Annotated in this window: 20 protein-coding genes; 5 read left to right on the top strand and 15 right to left on the bottom strand. The window is 65.6% G+C overall.

Annotation, left to right across the window (positions count from 1 at the left end):
• Positions 1-5 precede the first annotated feature (5 nt).
• The 3 genes from DES52_RS07575 to DES52_RS07585 all read left to right on the top strand — a co-directional run bounded on the left by DES52_RS07575 (position 6) and on the right by DES52_RS07585 (position 2,844).
• On the top strand, positions 6-1,679 hold the full coding sequence (locus DES52_RS07575; protein WP_110886208.1) for a glycerol-3-phosphate acyltransferase: 1,674 nt from the start codon (positions 6-8) through the stop codon (positions 1,677-1,679).
• Positions 1,680-1,747: 68 nt separating this feature from the next.
• Entirely contained in the window at positions 1,748-2,278 is a 531-nt protein-coding gene (locus DES52_RS07580; RefSeq protein ID WP_110886209.1) for a phosphoribosyltransferase family protein, read from the top strand.
• 26 nt (positions 2,279-2,304) lie between these two features.
• The gene (locus DES52_RS07585; protein WP_110886210.1) at positions 2,305-2,844 is read left to right on the top strand and encodes a phosphoribosyltransferase family protein; all 540 of its coding nucleotides are present in this window, start codon (positions 2,305-2,307) and stop codon (positions 2,842-2,844) included.
• Between the two features lie 57 nt (positions 2,845-2,901).
• On the opposite strand, the gene DES52_RS07590 is transcribed toward DES52_RS07585, so the two are convergent.
• The 6 genes from DES52_RS07590 to DES52_RS07615 are packed head-to-tail and all read right to left on the bottom strand — an operon-like array spanning position 2,902 to position 7,487.
• On the bottom strand, positions 2,902-4,269 hold the full coding sequence (locus tag DES52_RS07590; protein ID WP_211317878.1) for an FAD-binding oxidoreductase: 1,368 nt from the start codon (positions 4,267-4,269) through the stop codon (positions 2,902-2,904).
• 32 nt (positions 4,270-4,301) lie between these two features.
• Positions 4,302-5,243 carry a GNAT family N-acetyltransferase gene (locus DES52_RS07595; RefSeq protein WP_110886211.1) on the bottom strand — a complete coding sequence of 314 codons (942 nt, stop codon included), beginning with the start codon at positions 5,241-5,243 and terminating at the stop codon, positions 4,302-4,304.
• 4 nt (positions 5,244-5,247) lie between these two features.
• Positions 5,248-5,643 (bottom strand): inorganic pyrophosphatase, encoded by a 396-nt coding sequence (locus DES52_RS07600; RefSeq protein ID WP_110886212.1) that lies wholly within the window; start codon positions 5,641-5,643, stop codon positions 5,248-5,250.
• Entirely contained in the window at positions 5,640-5,996 is a 357-nt protein-coding gene (locus tag DES52_RS07605) for a hypothetical protein (protein ID WP_110886213.1), read from the bottom strand. The genes DES52_RS07600 and DES52_RS07605 overlap by 4 nt, the downstream gene beginning before the upstream one ends.
• 16 nt (positions 5,997-6,012) lie before the next feature.
• Positions 6,013-6,699, bottom strand: a complete 687-nt coding sequence (locus DES52_RS07610) for a 16S rRNA (uracil(1498)-N(3))-methyltransferase (RefSeq protein ID WP_110886403.1) — start codon at positions 6,697-6,699, stop codon at positions 6,013-6,015.
• A gap of 2 nt (positions 6,700-6,701) precedes the next feature.
• On the bottom strand, positions 6,702-7,487 hold the full coding sequence (locus DES52_RS07615) for a 50S ribosomal protein L11 methyltransferase (RefSeq protein ID WP_110886214.1): 786 nt from the start codon (positions 7,485-7,487) through the stop codon (positions 6,702-6,704).
• Between the two features lie 69 nt (positions 7,488-7,556).
• Between DES52_RS07615 and proC the strand changes: the two genes are divergently transcribed.
• Positions 7,557-8,348 (top strand): pyrroline-5-carboxylate reductase, encoded by a 792-nt coding sequence (gene proC / locus DES52_RS07620; protein WP_110886215.1) that lies wholly within the window; start codon positions 7,557-7,559, stop codon positions 8,346-8,348.
• A 71-nt stretch (positions 8,349-8,419) separates the two neighbouring features.
• Entirely contained in the window at positions 8,420-8,950 is a 531-nt protein-coding gene (locus tag DES52_RS07625) for a TapB family protein (RefSeq protein ID WP_110886404.1), read from the top strand.
• A gap of 9 nt (positions 8,951-8,959) precedes the next feature.
• Here DES52_RS07625 and DES52_RS07630 read toward each other — a convergent pair whose 3' ends face one another.
• The 9 genes from DES52_RS07630 to DES52_RS07670 form a co-directional block, all read right to left on the bottom strand.
• Positions 8,960-9,646: a glycosyltransferase family 2 protein gene (locus DES52_RS07630; RefSeq protein WP_110886216.1), complete on the bottom strand. Its 687-nt coding sequence runs from the start codon at positions 9,644-9,646 to the stop codon at positions 8,960-8,962.
• A 30-nt stretch (positions 9,647-9,676) separates the two neighbouring features.
• The gene (locus DES52_RS07635; protein WP_110886217.1) at positions 9,677-10,789 is read right to left on the bottom strand and encodes a M50 family metallopeptidase; all 1,113 of its coding nucleotides are present in this window, start codon (positions 10,787-10,789) and stop codon (positions 9,677-9,679) included.
• Entirely contained in the window at positions 10,786-11,961 is a 1,176-nt protein-coding gene (dxr, locus tag DES52_RS07640) for a 1-deoxy-D-xylulose-5-phosphate reductoisomerase (protein ID WP_110886405.1), read from the bottom strand. The genes DES52_RS07635 and dxr overlap by 4 nt, the downstream gene beginning before the upstream one ends.
• 76 nt (positions 11,962-12,037) lie before the next feature.
• A complete protein-coding gene (locus DES52_RS07645; RefSeq protein WP_110886406.1) occupies positions 12,038-12,877 on the bottom strand; it encodes a phosphatidate cytidylyltransferase in 840 nt (279 codons plus the stop codon).
• A 100-nt stretch (positions 12,878-12,977) separates the two neighbouring features.
• On the bottom strand, positions 12,978-13,529 hold the full coding sequence (frr, locus tag DES52_RS07650) for a ribosome recycling factor (protein WP_110886218.1): 552 nt from the start codon (positions 13,527-13,529) through the stop codon (positions 12,978-12,980).
• 73 nt (positions 13,530-13,602) lie between these two features.
• Positions 13,603-14,331 (bottom strand): UMP kinase, encoded by a 729-nt coding sequence (pyrH, locus tag DES52_RS07655; RefSeq protein ID WP_110886219.1) that lies wholly within the window; start codon positions 14,329-14,331, stop codon positions 13,603-13,605.
• Positions 14,332-14,436: 105 nt separating this feature from the next.
• The gene (gene tsf / locus DES52_RS07660) at positions 14,437-15,243 is read right to left on the bottom strand and encodes a translation elongation factor Ts (RefSeq protein ID WP_110886220.1); all 807 of its coding nucleotides are present in this window, start codon (positions 15,241-15,243) and stop codon (positions 14,437-14,439) included.
• A gap of 69 nt (positions 15,244-15,312) precedes the next feature.
• Entirely contained in the window at positions 15,313-16,161 is an 849-nt protein-coding gene (gene rpsB, locus DES52_RS07665) for a 30S ribosomal protein S2 (protein WP_110886221.1), read from the bottom strand.
• A gap of 179 nt (positions 16,162-16,340) precedes the next feature.
• Entirely contained in the window at positions 16,341-17,531 is a 1,191-nt protein-coding gene (locus DES52_RS07670) for a tetratricopeptide repeat protein (protein WP_245900803.1), read from the bottom strand.
• Between the last annotated feature and the right edge of the window lie 34 nt (positions 17,532-17,565).

The following is a 17,565-nucleotide window of genomic DNA, read 5'->3' on the forward strand; positions in this document are numbered from 1 at the left end:
CGCCCATGTCGTTTCTCGCCGCCTTGCTCACCGTGCTCGGGTACCTCGTGGGAAGCTTGCCCCTCGGGTACTGGTTGTTGAGCCGCCTCGGCTTCAATCCACGATCGCTCAGCGCCTACAACCTCGGCGTGGAGAACGTCGTGCGGCAACTCGGCGCGGGACCCGCCGCCGCCAGCAGCGTCCTCGACGTCATCAAGGGCCTCGTGGCCGTTCTCATGGCGTCCAGCCTCGGTGTGCCGGAAGTCGCCGTGCTCACGGGCGTCGCCGCGTTCGTCGGGCACCTGTACCCGCCCCGCTTCGTGTTCGGTGACTTGCCGCCGCGCGGACGCGGCAACCTCGTGCTGCTCGGTGTGCTGGCAGGCTGGTACGTCACGGGAAGCTTGAGTTTGTGGACCGTCCTGATTCCGCTCGTCGCGTGGGCGGCCACCTTGGGGCTGTCGGGCTTCGCGTCTGTCGCGACGGTCGTCGGATTGCTGGTGTTCGCGCTGCTGCTGACCTTCACGGACGTCCCCATCGGCGCGAAGCTCGCGGGTTGGACGCTGCTCGCGTTGTCCGCGTGGCGCTTCAAGGAGAACCTCGGGCGTGTTCTCGACGGCACCGAACCGAGAGTCGGCGAGGACGTCCCGATGCGCGGCAAGAATCCCAACCAAGTTGTCGCGGCGTTCATGATCCACCCGCTCACCCTCGACGACTTCTGGCAGTCGAAACGCTTCGCTTGGCTGCGGCCCCTTGTAGACCGAGGCGTCGTCAGCGAGAAAAGCGTCAAGGCCATGGCGACTCAACTGCGGCCCATGAAAGTCGGCGAGCTTCGCGGCATCAAGACGTCCGACGGCAAGGAGATCCGCGCGTATCTGCTCTCCAGCCCTCTGCTGCCCGACGTGTTTCGCGACTCGCCCGACCTCGCCGTGAAGCGCGCCATCGAAGGCGCGCGTCTCGCCCACGAGCTCGGCGCGTCCGTCGTGGGGCTCGGCGCGTTCTGGTCGGTCGTCGGCAACAAGGGTGAGGATGTCCAGAAGGCGGTGCCCGACATCACGGTGACGAACGGCGGCGCGTACACCTCGGGCACCATCAAGGCGGCAATTCCGGCGATTTTGAAGCACTTCGGCGAATCGGGCCGCGACTTGTCGGGCGCCACGGCGGCCGTCGTCGGCGCCAACGGCGTCGTCGCCTTCGGCATCGCCCGCACCATCGCTTCGCACGTACGCCGCGTCGTCATGGTGGGACGCGACCTCGAACGCTTGGAGCGCAGCGCGAACACCTTGCGACGCGCGAATCCCGCGACCGAGGTCTTCACGACCACGGACGTCGCCGACATCAAGGACGCCGACCTCGTGTTCACCGCGACGTCCGACCCGAACCCCGTTATTTTTCCCGAGCACGTCAAGCCAGGCGCGTGGATCTTCGACGAAGGCGTGCCCCCCGACGTGGACGAATCCGTGCGGCTATTGCCGGGAGTGCGCGTCATTCCCGGCGGCGTGGTGAAGCCGCCCGGCGACTTGAAGACCAGCCTCGACATCCACTTCGGCGAAGGCGCCGTGCCCGCCTGCCTCGCCGAGACCCTCATCATCGCCGCGACCGGCGAGCACGCGAGGCAGTCGCTCGGCAACGGCACGAAGTCGGAGAACATCAACTTCTTCGTGGATCAGGCGCAAAAGCTCGGCTTCGAAGTCATCGGTTGACCTCCGCTCGTCGAGAGGGGCGCCCGAGAAGCGGGTGGCGAGTCGGCGAGGATGTACAATACTCGATCGTGAGGACATTTCCTGTCTCCGTGGGCGGCGTGAGCCGCGAACTACCGATCGTCGAGGTCGCGCCCGGCGTGTCCGTCGCCTTGTTCAACATGCTGGGCGACACCGAGGTGACCGAGGCGGCGGGCCGCGCGCTTGCCGCAAAATTACCGCGCGACGTCGAGGTGCTCGTGACGCCCGAAGTGAAGGCCCTGGGCCTCGCGCACGTCATCTCGCGCGAAAGCGGCTTGCCGTACATCGTGATTCGCAAGACCGAAAAGCCGTACATGGTGAGGCCCGTGGCACGCGAAGTCGTTTCCATCACGACGGGTAAGCCTCAACTCCTCGTTCTCGACGGCTTCGACGTCGACAAGATCCAAGGCCGGAAGGTCGCGATCGTGGACGACGTCGTGTCGAGCGGCGGAACGCTGCACAGCCTCAGCGAGATCATCTCCGAAGTCGGCGGTGAAGTCGCGGCGGTCGTGGCGGTGTTCACCGAGGGGCAGGAGCGTCCCGAAGTGATCAGTCTCGGCCACTTGCCGCTGTTCAAGTAGGCGTTCGTTGTGGGTAGACTGCGCTCATGACGAATTCGACGACGTACAGCGTCACCGTGAACGGCGTGACGCGCGAACTGCCCAGCATTCAAGTCGGCGAGATGGGAAGGGTACCGCTCGTGGAACTCCTTGGCGACTTCGAGTTCACGAACGCCGTCGCGGACGCTCTCGTGCCGCTCTTGCCCGAAAACGCGCAAGTGCTGCTGTCGGTCAGTACGTCCAGCATTCCCCTCGCGCACGCGGTCTCGGAGCGCAAGAAGCTTCCGTACGTCATCGTGCGCAAGAAGCGCCGCACGTACATGCGTCAACCTCTCATTCAAGAAGTGCCGAGCATGACCCTCGGCGTGAACGAGACGCTTTGGCTCGACTCGCGTCACGCGACGCGCCTCAAAGGACAGCAAGTCGTGATTCTGACGGACGTCGTCGTATCGGGCGGCACGCAAGAAGCGCTCGCGAAGCTCGTGGAGCGCGCGGGCGGCACGGTCTGCGGCTACGTCAGCGGCTTCAAGCAAGGCGATCCGCGCGTGGCCGTGCAGTACCTCGTGGAATTGCCGAAGGTGCTGTAACACCTCCAGTGTCTCGAGCCCCTCGCTCGTGAGCGAGGGGCCTTTTCATCTTCGCGGTCACTCGAAGATCTTGCCGGGATTCAGCAGTTCGTGCGGGTCGAACAGGCGCTTGAGGTCGCGCATCACGTCGAGGGCGTCGCCGTGCTCGGCGCGCAGGTACTTGCGCTTGCGAATTCCGACGCCGTGCTCGCCCGTGCACGTTCCGCCCGAAGCGATGGCGTGACGGGCGAGCGCGTCGCTCACGGCGTCGATGCGCGCCCAGGCGTCGTCGTCGCTCGGCGCCGCGTGGAAGAGCAGGTGAAGGTTGCCGTCTCCGACGTGCCCGAGCATCGGGGCGTGCAAGGCATGCTCGTCGAGAAGTCGGCGCGCTTCGTCCACCAAGTTCGGCAAGGCGGATATCGGCACACAGACGTCGCCGATCCGCACGTCGTGTCCGGGAGCGGCGGCCCGCAAGGCGTAGTAGGCGTGGTGGCGAACGGTCCAAAGAGCGGCCCGCTCGCTTTCCTTGAGGGCCCGCCCGACGACGTTGCCGCCCGATTCGGCGCACACGTCCTCGACGACGTCCAGCGACGCCTTCACGTCCGCGTCGTCGCGGCCGACGACCTCAATCCAAAGGGTGGGAACCTCTGGGTCGTCGCGGCCCTGGTAAGCGTTGACGGCCTTCACCGTCTCGGCGTCCACGAGTTCAAGGCGTTGCGGCGCCACGCCCGCCCCGAGCAAGGCGGTCGTGGCATCGACCGCTCGGCGCACGTCGGGGAAGATGACGCGAACGCTCGCGGCGCTCGGCGGAAGTGGGTGGAGGCGCACGGTGAGGCGCGTGAACACACCGAGCGTGCCCTCGGAGCCGACGAAGAGCGGCAGCAGGTCGTAGCCCGCGCTCGACTTGCGCGCGCGCGTTCCGAGGTCCAGCATCCGTCCGTCGAGCAGGGCGACGCGCGCCTCGAGAACGTTGTGCTTCATGGTGCCGTAGCGCACGCTCGTCGTGCCGCTCGCGCCCGTGGCCGCCATGCCGCCGAGGCTGGCGTCGGCGCCGGGATCGACGCTGAAGAACAAGCCGTGGCGACGCGCGAGGCGCGACAGCTCACGGTGCGTGACGCCCGGCTCCACGACGGCGAGGAAATCGTCGGGTTCGATGGACAACACGCGGTTCATCCGCGTGACGTCGAGGCTCACGCCGCCTCGAACGCAAATCGCCGAGCCTTCGAGGCTCGAGCCGGCGGCGAAGGGTGTGACGGACACGCCGTGCGTCCGCGCGAAGGCGAGAACGGCGAGAACGTCCGCCTCGCTTTCGGCGTACACGACGGCGTCGGGCGCGTACGTGCCGGGGTAGCCTTCGTCGTGCCCGTGCGCGGCGAGGTCGGCGGCCGAAGTCGCGACCTTCGCGCCGAGAGCCGCGCGAAGGTCGTCGAGAATCGTCGTGGTCATGCCTCAGCGTACGAGAATCGGAGGTCGGCACATCAACGATAGGAGCGCACGAAGCGAATCGTGGATCCCAGGGGACGAAAGCCGAGCTTCGCGTTGAGGGCCAGCATCGGCACGTTCGTCGTGTCGTTCGTCGTGCGAATCTCGGACACGTCCACGTCTCGTGCGTAGCGGACGCCGCGCACTTTCAGCAAGGTGGCGACGTTCCGTCCGCGCAAGTCGCGCCGCACGCCCGTCATGTCCGTCTGCAAGCGTTCGCCACTTCGTAGCAGCAGCGAGTACCCGACGAGGTCGTCATCCTTGACGGCGACGAGGCAAGCCCGCGGATCGAAGGAGGGAGCCTTCAGAGTTTCCGCCTGAAACTGCTCGAACGTCCACGTTCCGAGAGGTTCCGGGTACGGCACGTCGTGCCACAAGGACGTGTTGAGGTCGTACAGTCGGCGCTCGACATTGGGCACCTTCGCCAGATCTGCGAGGGAAACGACTTCGACGCCCGCATTCCTCACGCGCGCCTCGAGTCCCTCGAAGCGCGCGAAGTCGAACGAGGGCGTGTCGAGGACCGAGTCGAGGCGCCGCCACATCTCCAAGAAGCCACGGTCGCGCGCGAAGCGCACCGCTCGACCGTGCGTCGCCCGGACGTCGACGTGCAGTTCCTCGGGATGCAATGGCAGCAGTTCGGTCAGGAGGGCCTCGTAGAGCGCGCGTCCGAAGCCTCGGCCCTGCTCGGCGGGATGCACGCGCACGTTCACCTTGAACTTGCCGGGACGGTGGCTCATCGGGTCGAATCCGGCCTCGGCCGTCCCGAGGAGGCGACCGTCATCGTCGAGCACGAGGCGCCTGAAGAAATCGCTTGGTGCTCGCAGGGCTTCCTCGCGCCGCAAGTCGTCGGTCGTGGTCGTGTCTCCGAACTTCTCGGCCGTCAGGAGGGCGGCGAGGGCCGGGAAGTCGGCGCTGGAGGCGGAGCGGACGGTGAGCACGCCCTCACCTCGTGAGCGTCGTCATCCAAGCGAGGGCGGACCGAGGCGGCAAGAGGCGAGCGCCGCGCGCGGGCGGGAACCACGCGAGCAGGGGCGCCGCGCCCCTCACGTCCCCGAAGACGACTTTGTGGTCGAGGTCCGCCAGCCACAGCAAGCCGGTCGGGGCGAGCAACGTCGTCTCCCCCACTTCGTGCGTCGTTCCGAGCCACACGCAGTCGACTTCCGCGTCGTCGGCGGGATTGAGCGTTCCGGGCAAGCAGCCGTAGTCGACGGGAGCCGTCCACGGCTCGTCTCGCAGAAACTTGACGCCGCCGTCTCGATACACGAAGCGGCGCGTCTCACCCGCGCGCCACTCCACGACGCCGAGCGCGCGGTGCGGAAAGTCGGCCGGTTGCTTCAAGGAGCGGCCTCCGTGAGTTCGAACTGCCTCAGCAGCGTGCCCTCGAAGCTCACGAGGGCGCGGAATTCGCCGCCGGGCGTCGCGGAGAGGCGAAAGACGGCGTTCGGGTCGCTCGCGTCGACGTACGTGCGGTCGCGCGCCAGCAACGCGTCGCCATCGAACCACGCGACGTCGAAGAACCCGCTTCCCGAGCGGGCGTCGAGGACAAGCCGCAACTCCAGCGCGTCGCCAACACGCTGCAAGGAAGCCGCCGAGAGGCGCGCGGGCACGTCGCCTTGCAAGACGGGCGGCACGAGCGGAAATGACGTGTAACGGCAGCTTCCCAGCAGGAGCGCCAAGGGCAAGAGCAGCACGATGTTCCTCACGAAATCACACTCCGGTGGCGACGATGGCGCCGAGCAGGGCGAGTGGGGCGGTCTCGGCGCGCAGGATGCGCTTTCCGAGCGTGACGGCACGGTAGCCGCGCGTCAAGAGCAAGTCGATCTCGTCGTCGTGGAATCCGCCTTCGGGACCGCTGACGAGGGTGACGGACGCCGTCCACGTCAACAGGTCGGCGAGTCGGTCGCTGCTGCCGGGATGCGCCACGTACCCTTGGGTGGTGAGCGGCAAGTCGGCGAGTTTGATCGGAGAGAGCACGTCGGGCACGACGGCGCGGCGCGATTGCTTGCTCGCCTCGGCGGCCACGCGCCGCAGCCGTTCCAATTTTGCCGCGCTGATGTCGGGCACGTCGGCGAAACGCGTCGAGAGCAGTTGGATCGACGTGACGCCGAGTTCCGTGCTGGCCCGCACGACGTCCGAAAGCTTGTCGCCCTTGAGCAGGGCCACGGCGAGCGTGATCGGCGTCGGCGTCTCGGGCGCGGCGTCCACCGTTTCGAGCAAGGCCAGGATGGCGCGGGCATCGTCGAGTTGGCGAATCACCGCGAGCGCTTCCCTCCCTTTGCCGTCGAAGACGCGCACCTCGTCGCCTTCGGTTAGCCGCAGCACGCGCAGGTGGCGTACTTCACGGTGTCCGAGCGTCACCTCGCCGTCGAGGGCGTCGACGCGAACGCGGTGCACGGTCACGCTCGCGCGGCGACGAGGGCCCAGTCGCCGTCCGTGCGCGTGTCGACGTGTGAGAAACCTTGGCGCGCCAAGGCGGCGAGCACGACGTCGAGTTTCGACGTCAGGATGCCCGTCAGCAGCAAGGAGCCGCTCGCGACGATGACGTCTCGGTACTGGTTCATCAGCATGTCGTGCAATTCCGCGTACAAGTTCGCGACGATCACGTCGAACGGCGCGGCGCGCACGTCGGAGAGGGTGCCTTCCACGAAGCGCAGCGTCAAGCCGTCCGGATCGAGGCCGTTCGCGCGGGCGTTTTCGCGCGCCGCCGGAATCGTGACGGGATCGAGGTCCACTCCGAGCGCTTCGGACGCGCCGAGGCGCATCGCCGCGATCGCCAGCACGCCCGAGCCCGTTCCGACGTCCAGCACGCGCTTCCCGGCGAGGTCCGTTCGTCCGAGCTCCTCGACCGCCATCCGAGTCGTCTCGTGGTGGCCCGTGCCGAAGGCCATCCCGATGTCGATGACGAGGGCAAGCCGTCCCTCGGGCACTTCGCCTCGCAGCCAAGGCGGCACGATCGTGATTCGGCCCGCTTCCACGGGTCGAAGGCTCGCTTTCCACTCCGCTTGCCAATCGCGCTCCTCGGCTTGCTGCCACTCGCCGATCAGGGGCAGGTCGACCCGCCGCTCGAAGTAGGCGCGCACTTCCCGCTCGCCTTCCTCCAAGCCCGTCGCGCCGAAGTCCCACAGCACGTCGAGGTCCGCCTCGTGCGACGCGTTTTCTCGTTTGAGTACGAACACCCACATGAGGGGTAGTCTAGTGCACTCCCTCTCGACAGGATCGCCGCGCGTCTTGAAGTCTTTATAATCACGCGCATGAAACTCGCGATCGTCGGCGTCGGGAAACTCGGGCTCGCCCTTTTGGAGGGCCTCACGAAGCGCGGCGTGATCGACCCGAGGGACATCGGCCTTCTGGACGCGAACGTCGCGCGGGCGCAGCAACTCGCCGATCGCTTCGGCGCGCGCGTTCTTACTTCCGCTCAGTTGCGCGAAGCGAGCCGAATCGTGCTGAGCGTGCAACCCCGCACCTTCCCGAGCCTCGTGGAAAGCGTGGCGCAGCCCAACGTCGGCTACATCTCGACGATGGCGGGCGTGAGCCTCGCGACCCTCTCGCGGCGCCTCGGCACGAAGCGCGTCGTGCGCGCCATGCCGAACCTCGCGGCGACGATCGGGCGCGCTCAAACGGCCTTGACGGGACCCAAGGAGGCGTTCGATCACGGCGACTTGGACTTCGCGCGCTCGCTGTTCGGCGCGGTCGGGGACGTGTACGAGCTGTCCGAGCACCTCTTCAACACGTTCACGGGCATGAGCGCCTCGGGGCCCGCGTACGCCGCGGTGTTCGCCGAGGCGCTCGCCGACGGTGGCGTGCGCATGGGACTCGCTCGACCCGTCGCGCAAGAACTCGCCGCCAAGGTGTTGATCGCCACGGGCGAACTGCTCCTCGCCCGGGCGCATCCCGCCATGCTGCGTGACGAAGTCGCCAGTCCCGGCGGCACGACCATCGCGGGCTTGCAAGCTTTGGAGGCGGGCGCGTTTCGCTCGGCCGTCATCGAAGCCGTGGTCGCCGCGACGAAGCGCGGCTCGGAGCTCGGCAAGGACGAGGAGTGAGCAGCGACGTGCGAGCAGGCGTGTGAGAATACGAACGCTTCCCCAGCGACTCAGACGTTAATCTGGTCTTGATGCGTTTCCTGTTGTCCGCCGTCGTCGCGCTGTCCACATCCGCGCTCGCGAGTTCGTACTTCCCGAGCGCTCCCGGAACGACGTGGAAGCTGTCGAACGGGGAAGTTCAAAAGTTGTTGCAATCCTCCACGCTTCGTGGCGTCAAGATCACGCCGCTTCAGCACACCGTGAGCGGCAAGCTCGTCTCGGAGGACTTGTTGGAGTTTCGCGGCAACGCCGTGTTTCTGCGCGGCACGCGCCAAAACGGGCGCTTGACGTGGTACGACACGCCCCTCACGATCTACCCGGGCAGTCCCCTGTCCCCGGGACAAACGTGGTCGAGCAGCGCTGCGGGCATCACCCTGGCCAGTCGCGTGATGGGGACGGAGCCCGTGACGACGTCGGCAGGCCGTTTCAACGCCCTGGTCATTCGAAACGACGTCAAGACCGCGTCGGGCGCGAGCAGCACGACGTACAGCTACTTCGTGCCCGGCGTGGGAACCGTGCGCTACATGAGCGGCAACGGCAGCGTCGTCGACTTGACAAGGTAAGCCGCCGACTCACTCGTGCGCTTCTTGGTTCGAGCAACGTTCTTTGCGGCGCTTGCGAAAGGTCAGAAGGTCCTTGTACATCTTCGTGCGGTACTTCAATCCTTGCCACAAGCCGCGCTTTTCTTCCTTCATGACCTGCTTGAGCTTGTGGAGTTCCACGTAGCCCCACTTCACGCGGTCGTTCTTGAGGGCGTAGGTGATGGCGGGTTCGGGCCAGCGTTCGGACGCGAGGCGCGGCACGCCCAACAACCATTCTCGACGCACGGCCCGCTGTCCGCTGAGGTGTTTGGTCATGCGGTTGCCGAAGTCCGTCATGAAGCCGCCGTCGTTGAACACTCCGATCGCCATGTCGAGCTCGCCGTTGGCGACGGGCGCGAGCAGGGTGTGCAGGTGCTCGGGAGTCAAGCCGACGAGGTCCGCGTCGAGCAGGATGACGATGTCGGCGTTCGTCGCCAAAAGTCCCGCGTAGAGGGCAGGGCCTTTTCCGCCGTTCGAGTGAAGCTCCACGACGATGGCGCCCGCTTCACGAGCGACGCGCGCCGTGCCGTCGGTGGAGCCGTCCGAGACGACGACGACTTCGCGTGTGAAGGCGAGGGCGGGTCGAACGACGTCGACGATCGTGGATTCCTCGTTGAACGCGGGAATGATCACGGCGACGCCGTACGCGCTCGGTTGTGAAGGAGTCGCCTCGCTCATACGTTCCTCACGGTATCGCAAAAGTCGCGCTTAGAAGAAGCGGGCCACGTCGCTGAACACCACGAACACCATCAACACGAGCACGAACGCGAAGCCGAGGAAGTTGATGAAGTTCTCCTGCTCGAAGCTCAGCGGTCGGCGCAGCACGGATTGCACGAGGACGAGCAGGATCCGCCCACCGTCGAGGCCCGGAATGGGAATGAGGTTGAACAGCGCGAGAGAGAGGTTGATGAGCGCCGCGATGCCGAGAACGCTCCACGCGCCGAGTTGCGCCGCTTGCCCGACCGTCTCGACCGTACGAACAGGGCCCGACACGCCGCTGTCCGCCGAGGGGTTGGTGTTGAGCGTCACGAGGTTGCCGACGAGGTTGCCGAACGCTTGCAGCACGAGCGGCACGCCCGTCACCATCGTCTTGACCGCCTCGCCGAGGGCGGGCAGGAAGGCGACTTGACGCGTGAGGATGGCCGGGCCGTAGCTGATGCCGAAGCGGCGGCGCTCTCCCTTGTCGTCCTTGGGATTCCAATCGAAGGTGACGTCGCGCGTGCGCCCGTCTCGTTCCAGCGAGAAGGACTTGCGGCCCGGCAAAGCGAGGGCGTCTTGCACTTGACGGTAGCCTTCTCGGCGCTTGCCGTCGACGATGTAGAAGTCGGGGATGTCGCGCCCATCGATGGCGACGATGACGTCTCCCGCTTCGACGCCGACGCGCTGAGCGAGCGAGTTCGGGGTGACGCTTCCGATGCTCGCGCGGTCCGTGAGCGGCGTCGTGACGCCTTGGGTCGTGTAGTACCCTGCCAGAAGCGGCAGGGCGAGCAGCAAGTTGAAGATCGGGCCCATCAACAAAATGACGATCTTTCCGAGGGCGCCGAGCTTCGCGAACCCGCGCGTGGGCGCGCGCAACTTGCCGTCGCGATCCGCGTCGGGTGCCATGCCGTCGATTTCGACGTACCCCCCGATCGGAAGGGCCGAAACGCGCCACTCGGTGCCGCGAATCATTTTTCGGTAAATGATGGGTCCCATCCCGACCGAAAAGGACTTCACCGCGACGCCTTGCGCCCGCGCGGCCCAGTAGTGGCCGAGTTCGTGCCAAGCGGTCGCGACGACGATGATGAGTAGCCATAAAGCGATGGCGACGAGGATATTCACGCGCGCCCTCCTGCGACTCGGGTGAAGTCGGCGACGAGTTCGAGGGCGCGAACACGAGCCCACGCGTCCGCCTCGTCGATCGCGTCCCACGTGAGCGGCTGCGTCGACGTCTCGTTCAGCACCCGCTCGATAAGGCGGGCCATGTCCAGGTAGCCGATCTTGCCGCCGAGGAAGGCGTCCACGGCGATCTCGTCGGCCGCGTTGAGGACGGCGGGCGCCACGCCGCCGAGTTCGCCCGCACGGTACGCCAAGCTCAGCATGGGAAAGCGGTCGAAGTCGGGCTCGAAGAACTCGAGCGTCCCCGTGAGGCTGTACGAAGGCGCCGAACGCGCGAGGCGCGGTCCGCCTCGCACGTCGCCCGCCCGCGTCATGCCGTTCGAGGCGCTGGAGAGGCCGTAAGCGATCGGGAGACGCATGTCGGGAGGTCCGAGGTGCGCCTTGAAGTTGCCGTCCACGAAACGCACGAGGGCGTGCACAACGCTTTGAGGATGAACGAGCACTCGAATTCGAGGCAACGGCAAGCCGTACAGGGCGGCCGCTTCCAGCACCTCGAGTCCCTTGTTCATCAAGGTGCTCGAGTCGATGGTGATCTTGCGGCCCATGTTCCACGTCGGATGCTTGAGCGCCTGCTGGGGCGTGACGTCGGCGAGGTCCGTCGGCGCCGTGCGGAAGGGGCCTCCGGACGCGGTGAGGATCAACGTGTCGACTTCTTCGAGGTTCTCGCCCACGAGCGTTTGGTACAAACCGCTGTGCTCGGAGTCCACTGGCGAGATGCGGCCGCCGCCCGACGCGGCCGCTTCCCAGATGAGGTGCGAAGCGACGACCATGGCTTCCTTGTTCGCGAGGGCGACTGCCCGGCCCGCTTCGAGCGCGGCGCGCGTCGGAGCGAGCCCCGCGAGACCGGGAATGGCGCCGACGACGACGTCCGACTCCGCGGCGGCGACTTCGCACGCGTCGGAAACGACGCGATGGCTCGGCAGACGTCGGCGCGCTTCCGAGAGAAGCGCGTCGGAAACGCTGACGACGCGAGGACGGAATTCGCGTACTTGCAGTTCGAGCAGATCGAGGTTGCTTCCAGCGGCGAGCGCGACGATCTCGTCGCCTCGCTCACGCGCGACATCGAGGGTCTGGGTACCGATAGAGCCGGTGGAGCCGAGGACACAAAGACGCATCATCGTCACTGTGCCGCATGCTCGTGAGCGGAGAAAGAGCGAATCCTACGAACGCAACCACGCATGAACCGTCGCCTCATCCGAACCCCACGACCGACAGAAACAAGTACGTGATCGGCACGGCGAACAGCAGCGAGTCCAAGCGGTCCAGCATGCCGCCGTGCCCTGGCAGGAAGCTGCCGGAGTCCTTGGCTTTCAATGCCCTTTTGAGCAGGCTTTCGACGAGGTCGCCGAGTTGCGACGCGCTCGACACCAGCAGCGAGAACAAGAGAGCGTCCCAGACGCTGAGGTCGTACCACGTTGTCGACACGGCGCGCGTCACGGCGAAGACGATGACGAAGCTGAGCGCGAGCCCGCCGATGGCGCCTTCGACCGTCTTGGCGGGCGAGACTTCCGGCGCGAGCTTGCGTCGCCCGAAGAACTGCCCGAAGAAGAAGCCGCCGACGTCCGTCGCGAAGGTGGCAATGAGCGGTAAGAACAGCCACACGAAGCCTTTGTCGTGGTTGGGCGTGGCGCGCAGCAGCAGGAAGTAGCCCAGCAGCCAGGGAATGTACAGCAAGCCGAACATGCTGTACACGATGCGTTCGAGCGGACGCTCGCCGGGCGAGACGACTTCGATGATGAGGAAGAAGCCGAAGGCGAAGGCCAGCACGACTTCGCGCCAAGAGATCGGCGAGAGGGCCGCTTCCGCTCCAAGCGGATACGACGCGAGGATGATGGCGGCGCCCGCCACGTACAGCGACTTGCGCCGCACGTCGAGGTCGTTGTGTTCGCACATCGCAACGTACTCGCGCAGCGCGACCGTGCTCAGCAGCAGCAGCATGGGCAGCATCACGCCTACGCCCGCCCACAAGACGAGCATGATCACGACGAAGCCGACGACGGATGTGAGGACGCGCGTTCTCAGGGTTTCCACGCATCCGCCTTTCGCGTCGGAAGCGACGGTGCGCAGCCAAAGTTCGACTCCGGACGACGCCAAGTCGTCCGGATCGAATCGTGAGGAGCGTCCGCCACGCTTACCCGAGGATGTCCTGCTCCTTGCGTGCGAGCACGTCGTCCACCTTCTTCACGAACTCGTCCGTGATCTTCTGAACTTCTTGCTCGGCACGCTTGACTTCGTCCTCGCTGACTTCCTTCGCGTGCTTTTTGATTTCTTCGAGCGCGCTCTTGCGCACGTTTCGCACGGCGATCTTGCCTTCCTCAGCGTAGTTGCGCGCCGTCTTCACGAGTTCCTTGCGGCGTTCCTCGGTAAGGACGGGCAGCGAAATGAAGATCGAGTCACCCTTGTTGTTCGGATTGAGGCCCAGGTCCGAGTCGCGAATGGCCCGCTCGATCGCGCTGAGGGCGTTTCGGTCCCACGGTTGGATGACGAGCGTGCGCGCGTCAGGCGTCGTGATGGACGCGACCCCGTCAATGGGCGTCGAGGAGCCGTAGTAATCGACTTGAATCTTCTTGAGGATGCCAGGGTTGGCGCGTCCCGTGCGCAACACGCTGAGGTGACCCTCGAGCGCTTCGATGGCTTTTTGCATTCGGCTGCGGGTATCGCTGAAAATTGGTTTCATCGTCATGGCGTGACCTCCAGAGCGAATATCGTCGAGGCGTATTCTACGCCTCCCGGATGGCGGGACACGTCGGCGCCCCTCAGGACGCGGTCGGGGCGGGGCCGGAGTGGATGAGCGTCCCGACGCGTTCGCCCGCCAACAGACGCTGCAAGTTGCCGCGCTCGAAGATGTCGAACACCACGAGCGGCAAGTTCTTTTCCATGCACAGCGTGATCGCCGTCATGTCCATCACGGCGAGGTTCTTGTCGATGACGTCGCGGTGCGTCAAGGTATCGAAGCGCTCGGCCTGCGGATTCTTTTGCGGATCGTCGCTGTACACGCCGTCCACTTTGTTCTTCGCGTACAGCACGACCTCCGCGCCAATCTCCATCGCGCGCAGGGTGGCCGTCGTGTCCGTGGAGAAGAACGGAATGCCGTTGCCACCCCCGAAGACGACCAAGCGTCCCTTTTCCAAGTGGCGCATAGCGCGGCGGCGAATGTAAGGCTCGGCGACGGCCTGCATTTGAATGGCGCTCATGACGCGCGTGTCGCATCCGGCGCGCTCCAAGGCGTCTTGCAACGCCATGGCGTTCATGACCGTGCCGAGCATGCCGATGTAGTCGGCGGTCGCGGGATCCATGCGGGCGCCGTTGCGGACGCCACGCCAAAAGTTGCCGCCGCCGATCACGATGGCGAGTTCGACGCCGCTCGCTTCTTTGGCAGCCTTGAGCTCGTGGGCGAGGCTCATCGTGGCGTCAGGCGAGATGCCGAAACCCGACTCGTTCGAAAGGAACTCGCCGGAGAGCTTGAGAAGGACTCGTTTGTACATGGCACGTAAACCTTTTCGGCGAGAAGGCGAGACGTCACTTCGGACGTCGAAGCCGAGCGGACTCAGAAGAAGAGCGGCTTCACAGCCGCTCTTCTTTCGATTCGTTCAAGCTCCGACTTCGAAGCGCACGAAGCGGCGCACCTTCGCGCCTCCGAGCATCTTGCCGACCGTGACGGAGTTGTCCTTCACGAACTTCTGCTCCAAGAGCACGTTCTCTTCGTAGAACTTGCCGAGTTGACCTTCAACGATGCGTTCCACGATGTTTTGCGGCTTGCCTTCGTTGATGGCCTTGTTCGTGAGGATCTCGCGTTCCTTCTCGATGTCGCCCGAGTTCACTTCGTCACGCGTCAGGTAACGCGGACGCTCGGCGGCGATGTGCAACGCGACGTCCTTGGCAAGCTCGGCCGAGCCGCCTTCGAGTTCGACGAGCACGCCGATCTTGCCGTTGGAGTGCACGTAGCCACTCACGACGCCGTCCGTATCGATGAAAGCGGTGCGGTTGAGCACGAGGTTCTCGCCGATCTTGCCGGCTGCCGCCGCGAGTTCGTTCGCGACGGTCTCGCCGCCTTGACCGGACGTGGCCTTGAAGGCTTCGACGTCCGAGGCGCCGCTTTGCAGCAGCGACGCCGCGAAGCCTTGCACGAGCGCTTGGAAGTCGGCGTTGCGCGCCACGAAGTCCGTTTCCGAATTGACTTCGACGATCGCGCCCTTCTTGGCGTCGTCGGACAACTTCACGACGATGAGGCCTTCCTTGGCTTCACGGTCGGCCTTCTTGGCGGCCTTCACGATGCCGCGCTCGCGCAGCAACGCCACGGCCTTGTCTTCGTCGCCGCCCGCGTCGGCGAGCGCCTTCTTGACGTCCATCATGCCCGCGCCCGTCATTTCACGCAGCTTCTTGATCGATTCCATCATAAGGAGACCTCCTGGAAAACATCCCGGCCGGACGCTGTCAGGGCGCCTCGACCGGGATGAGGTGAGGGCTTAGTAGTCTTGGTCGGACGCGCGGCTCTTCTGGCTAATTTCGCCGCCGACGCCGTCGTTCGTCGTGAGTTGCGCTTCGTGCGTCCCGGCGTCCGCCGCAATCTCTTCTTGCAGCGCGTCGAGTTGGGCGACCTCTTCGGAAAGAGGCACGCTCGACACGTCTTCGGCGCCGCCGCGCGCTTCGACGATGATGTCGCCGATGCGGTGCGTGATGAGCTGGATCGAGCGAATCGCGTCGTCGTTTCCGGGCACGATGTAGTCGATGACGTCGGGGTCGGAGTCCGTGTCAGCGAGGGCGATCACGGGAATGCCGAGCTTCTGCGCTTCCTGAACGGCGATGACTTCCTTCGTGGGGTCCACGACGAAGATCGCGTCCGGAAGGCGCGTCATCTTGCGGATGCCGCCGACGTAGCGCAGCAGGCGTTCACGCTCGGCGCCGAGGACGATTCGCTCGGCCTTGGGGCGCTCGTTGATGCGGCCCGACTCGAACATGTCGTCGAGCTCGTTGAGGCGCTCGATGCGCGTGCGAATCGTGCGGAAGTTCGTGAGCATCCCGCCGAGCCAACGCTGCGTGACGAAGGGCATGCCCGAGCGGCGCGCTTCGAGTTCCACGATTTCTTGCGCCTGCTTTTTGGTGCCGACGAAGAGAATGATGCCGCCGCGCTCGGCCGTCGCCTTGATGTAGTCGAAGCTGCGGTCGATCTGCTTGAGGGTCTTTTGCAGGTCGATGATGAAAATGCCGTTGCGTTCGGCGAAGATGAAGCGCTTGAACTTGGGGTTCCAGCGCTTCGTTTCGTGCCCGAAGTGCACGCCCGCTTCCAGCAATTGCTTCATTCCGATGTAAGACATGGAGCCTCCTGAGCGTTGAAACGAGATGTGGCGACCCTCGCACGAACGGATGCTCGCCGCGACGCTCGAGCGCGGCCAGCGGGAGCGAGAGCGCACCCAAAGAAGAAGTGTAGCACGCCTCCCGAGGTCACGAAAAGAGCGCCCCGAGATTGACTCGGGGCGCTCGACTTCAGGAGCGGTCAGCGGACGCGGGTGAGCGCCGCCTGCGCTTCTTGGTAGCCGGGGTTGAGGCGCACGGCTTCGCCGTACGCTTCGCGGGCCGCGACCTTGTCACCGCTCGCTTCGTTGGCCCGCCCGAGCCAGAAGAAGTACTCGGGGTTCGTGAGGGCCAGCGCGGCGGCCTTCGTGAGGTCCGTGCGGGCGTCCTTGAGCTGGCTGCCGTCGAGCGCGAGACGACCGCGGTAGTAGTAGAACTCGGGGTAGCGCGTCGGCGCGAGGTTGAGGGCCGCGTCGAGTTGCGTCTTGGCGCTCGCCGCGTCCTTGTTGAGGTACGCGAGGATACCGTTTTGGCCGAGCACGTACGCGTTTTGCGGCGCGAGGCGCAGCGCTTGGGCGAGTTCGAGGCGTGCGGCCTCCATTTGATTCGTCACCATCAAGAGCTTGCCGTAGTACGCCCTTGCCATGACGTTTTGAGGCTCGGCGATCACGGCTTTTTGAAGTGTCGAGACGGCGAGCGGCAGCTGATTCGTGGCGTAGTAGAGGTCGCCGAGGTTGTAGAGCACCGTGGCGTTGTTGGGCGCGAGGGCCACGGCCTGCTTCGCGGCGTCGATGGCGCGCGTGTAGTCGCCGCGCAGCGCGAAGACGTTGCTGCGCTCGTTCCAAACGGCGGCAGAGGACGGCAGGATCGTTTGGGCGTCCGTCAGGATCTTCAGCGCCTGATCGAGGTTATCCTTGACAGAGTCGCGATCGGTCGTGGAGACGTACTGCGCCGTGTACGCTTGCGCGAGGGCGATGTACGCGCTGATGTTGCGCGCGTCCTGCTGCATGAGTTTGCGCAGCGTCTCGATCGCGGCTGAGTACAGACGCAGACGCGTTTGCGTGCGGCCGAGGCCGAGCAGCGCGTCGGAAGAACGGGCATTGCACTCGGACGCCGCCTTGAAGGCGACGTACGCGGAGTCGTACTTCTGGTCGGAGTAGTACGAATTGCCGAGCACGATATAGCTGCCGCAACTGAACACGGGGCGCGTCGAGGGCGTCGTGCTCGGTTGGGTCGTGCGGGGCGCGGCGGGAGTGGAGGGCGCCGAGGGAGCGGGAGTCGTAGGCGGAGTGGTGGGCGTCGAAGTCGACTGGGCAAGAGCTGACGAGCTCAGGCCGAGCAGGACGACACCAGCTCTCAACCCGTGCAGGCCGAGCGGGAAAGCACGCTTCACTGGGAAACCTCCAATGGGATCAAGGCTAGCATCG

Origin of the sequence: Deinococcus yavapaiensis KR-236 (genome assembly GCF_003217515.1) — a bacterium.
In the GTDB taxonomy this organism is placed as follows: domain Bacteria; phylum Deinococcota; class Deinococci; order Deinococcales; family Deinococcaceae; genus Deinococcus_A; species Deinococcus_A yavapaiensis.

Coding starts and splice junctions, on each gene's coding strand:
- DES52_RS07575 (WP_110886208.1), top strand. CDS start 6: ATGTCGTTTCTCGCCGCCTTGCTCACCGTGCTCGGGTACCTCGTGGGA.
- DES52_RS07585 (WP_110886210.1), top strand. CDS start 2,305: ATGACGAATTCGACGACGTACAGCGTCACCGTGAACGGCGTGACGCGC.
- DES52_RS07590 (WP_211317878.1), bottom strand. CDS start 4,269: ATGACCACGACGATTCTCGACGACCTTCGCGCGGCTCTCGGCGCGAAG.
- DES52_RS07615 (WP_110886214.1), bottom strand. CDS start 7,487: ATGTGGGTGTTCGTACTCAAACGAGAAAACGCGTCGCACGAGGCGGAC.
- proC (WP_110886215.1), top strand. CDS start 7,557: ATGAAACTCGCGATCGTCGGCGTCGGGAAACTCGGGCTCGCCCTTTTG.
- DES52_RS07625 (WP_110886404.1), top strand. CDS start 8,420: ATGCGTTTCCTGTTGTCCGCCGTCGTCGCGCTGTCCACATCCGCGCTC.
- DES52_RS07630 (WP_110886216.1), bottom strand. CDS start 9,646: ATGAGCGAGGCGACTCCTTCACAACCGAGCGCGTACGGCGTCGCCGTG.
- dxr (WP_110886405.1), bottom strand. CDS start 11,961: ATGCGTCTTTGTGTCCTCGGCTCCACCGGCTCTATCGGTACCCAGACC.
- frr (WP_110886218.1), bottom strand. CDS start 13,529: ATGACGATGAAACCAATTTTCAGCGATACCCGCAGCCGAATGCAAAAA.
- pyrH (WP_110886219.1), bottom strand. CDS start 14,331: ATGTACAAACGAGTCCTTCTCAAGCTCTCCGGCGAGTTCCTTTCGAAC.
- tsf (WP_110886220.1), bottom strand. CDS start 15,243: ATGATGGAATCGATCAAGAAGCTGCGTGAAATGACGGGCGCGGGCATG.
- rpsB (WP_110886221.1), bottom strand. CDS start 16,161: ATGTCTTACATCGGAATGAAGCAATTGCTGGAAGCGGGCGTGCACTTC.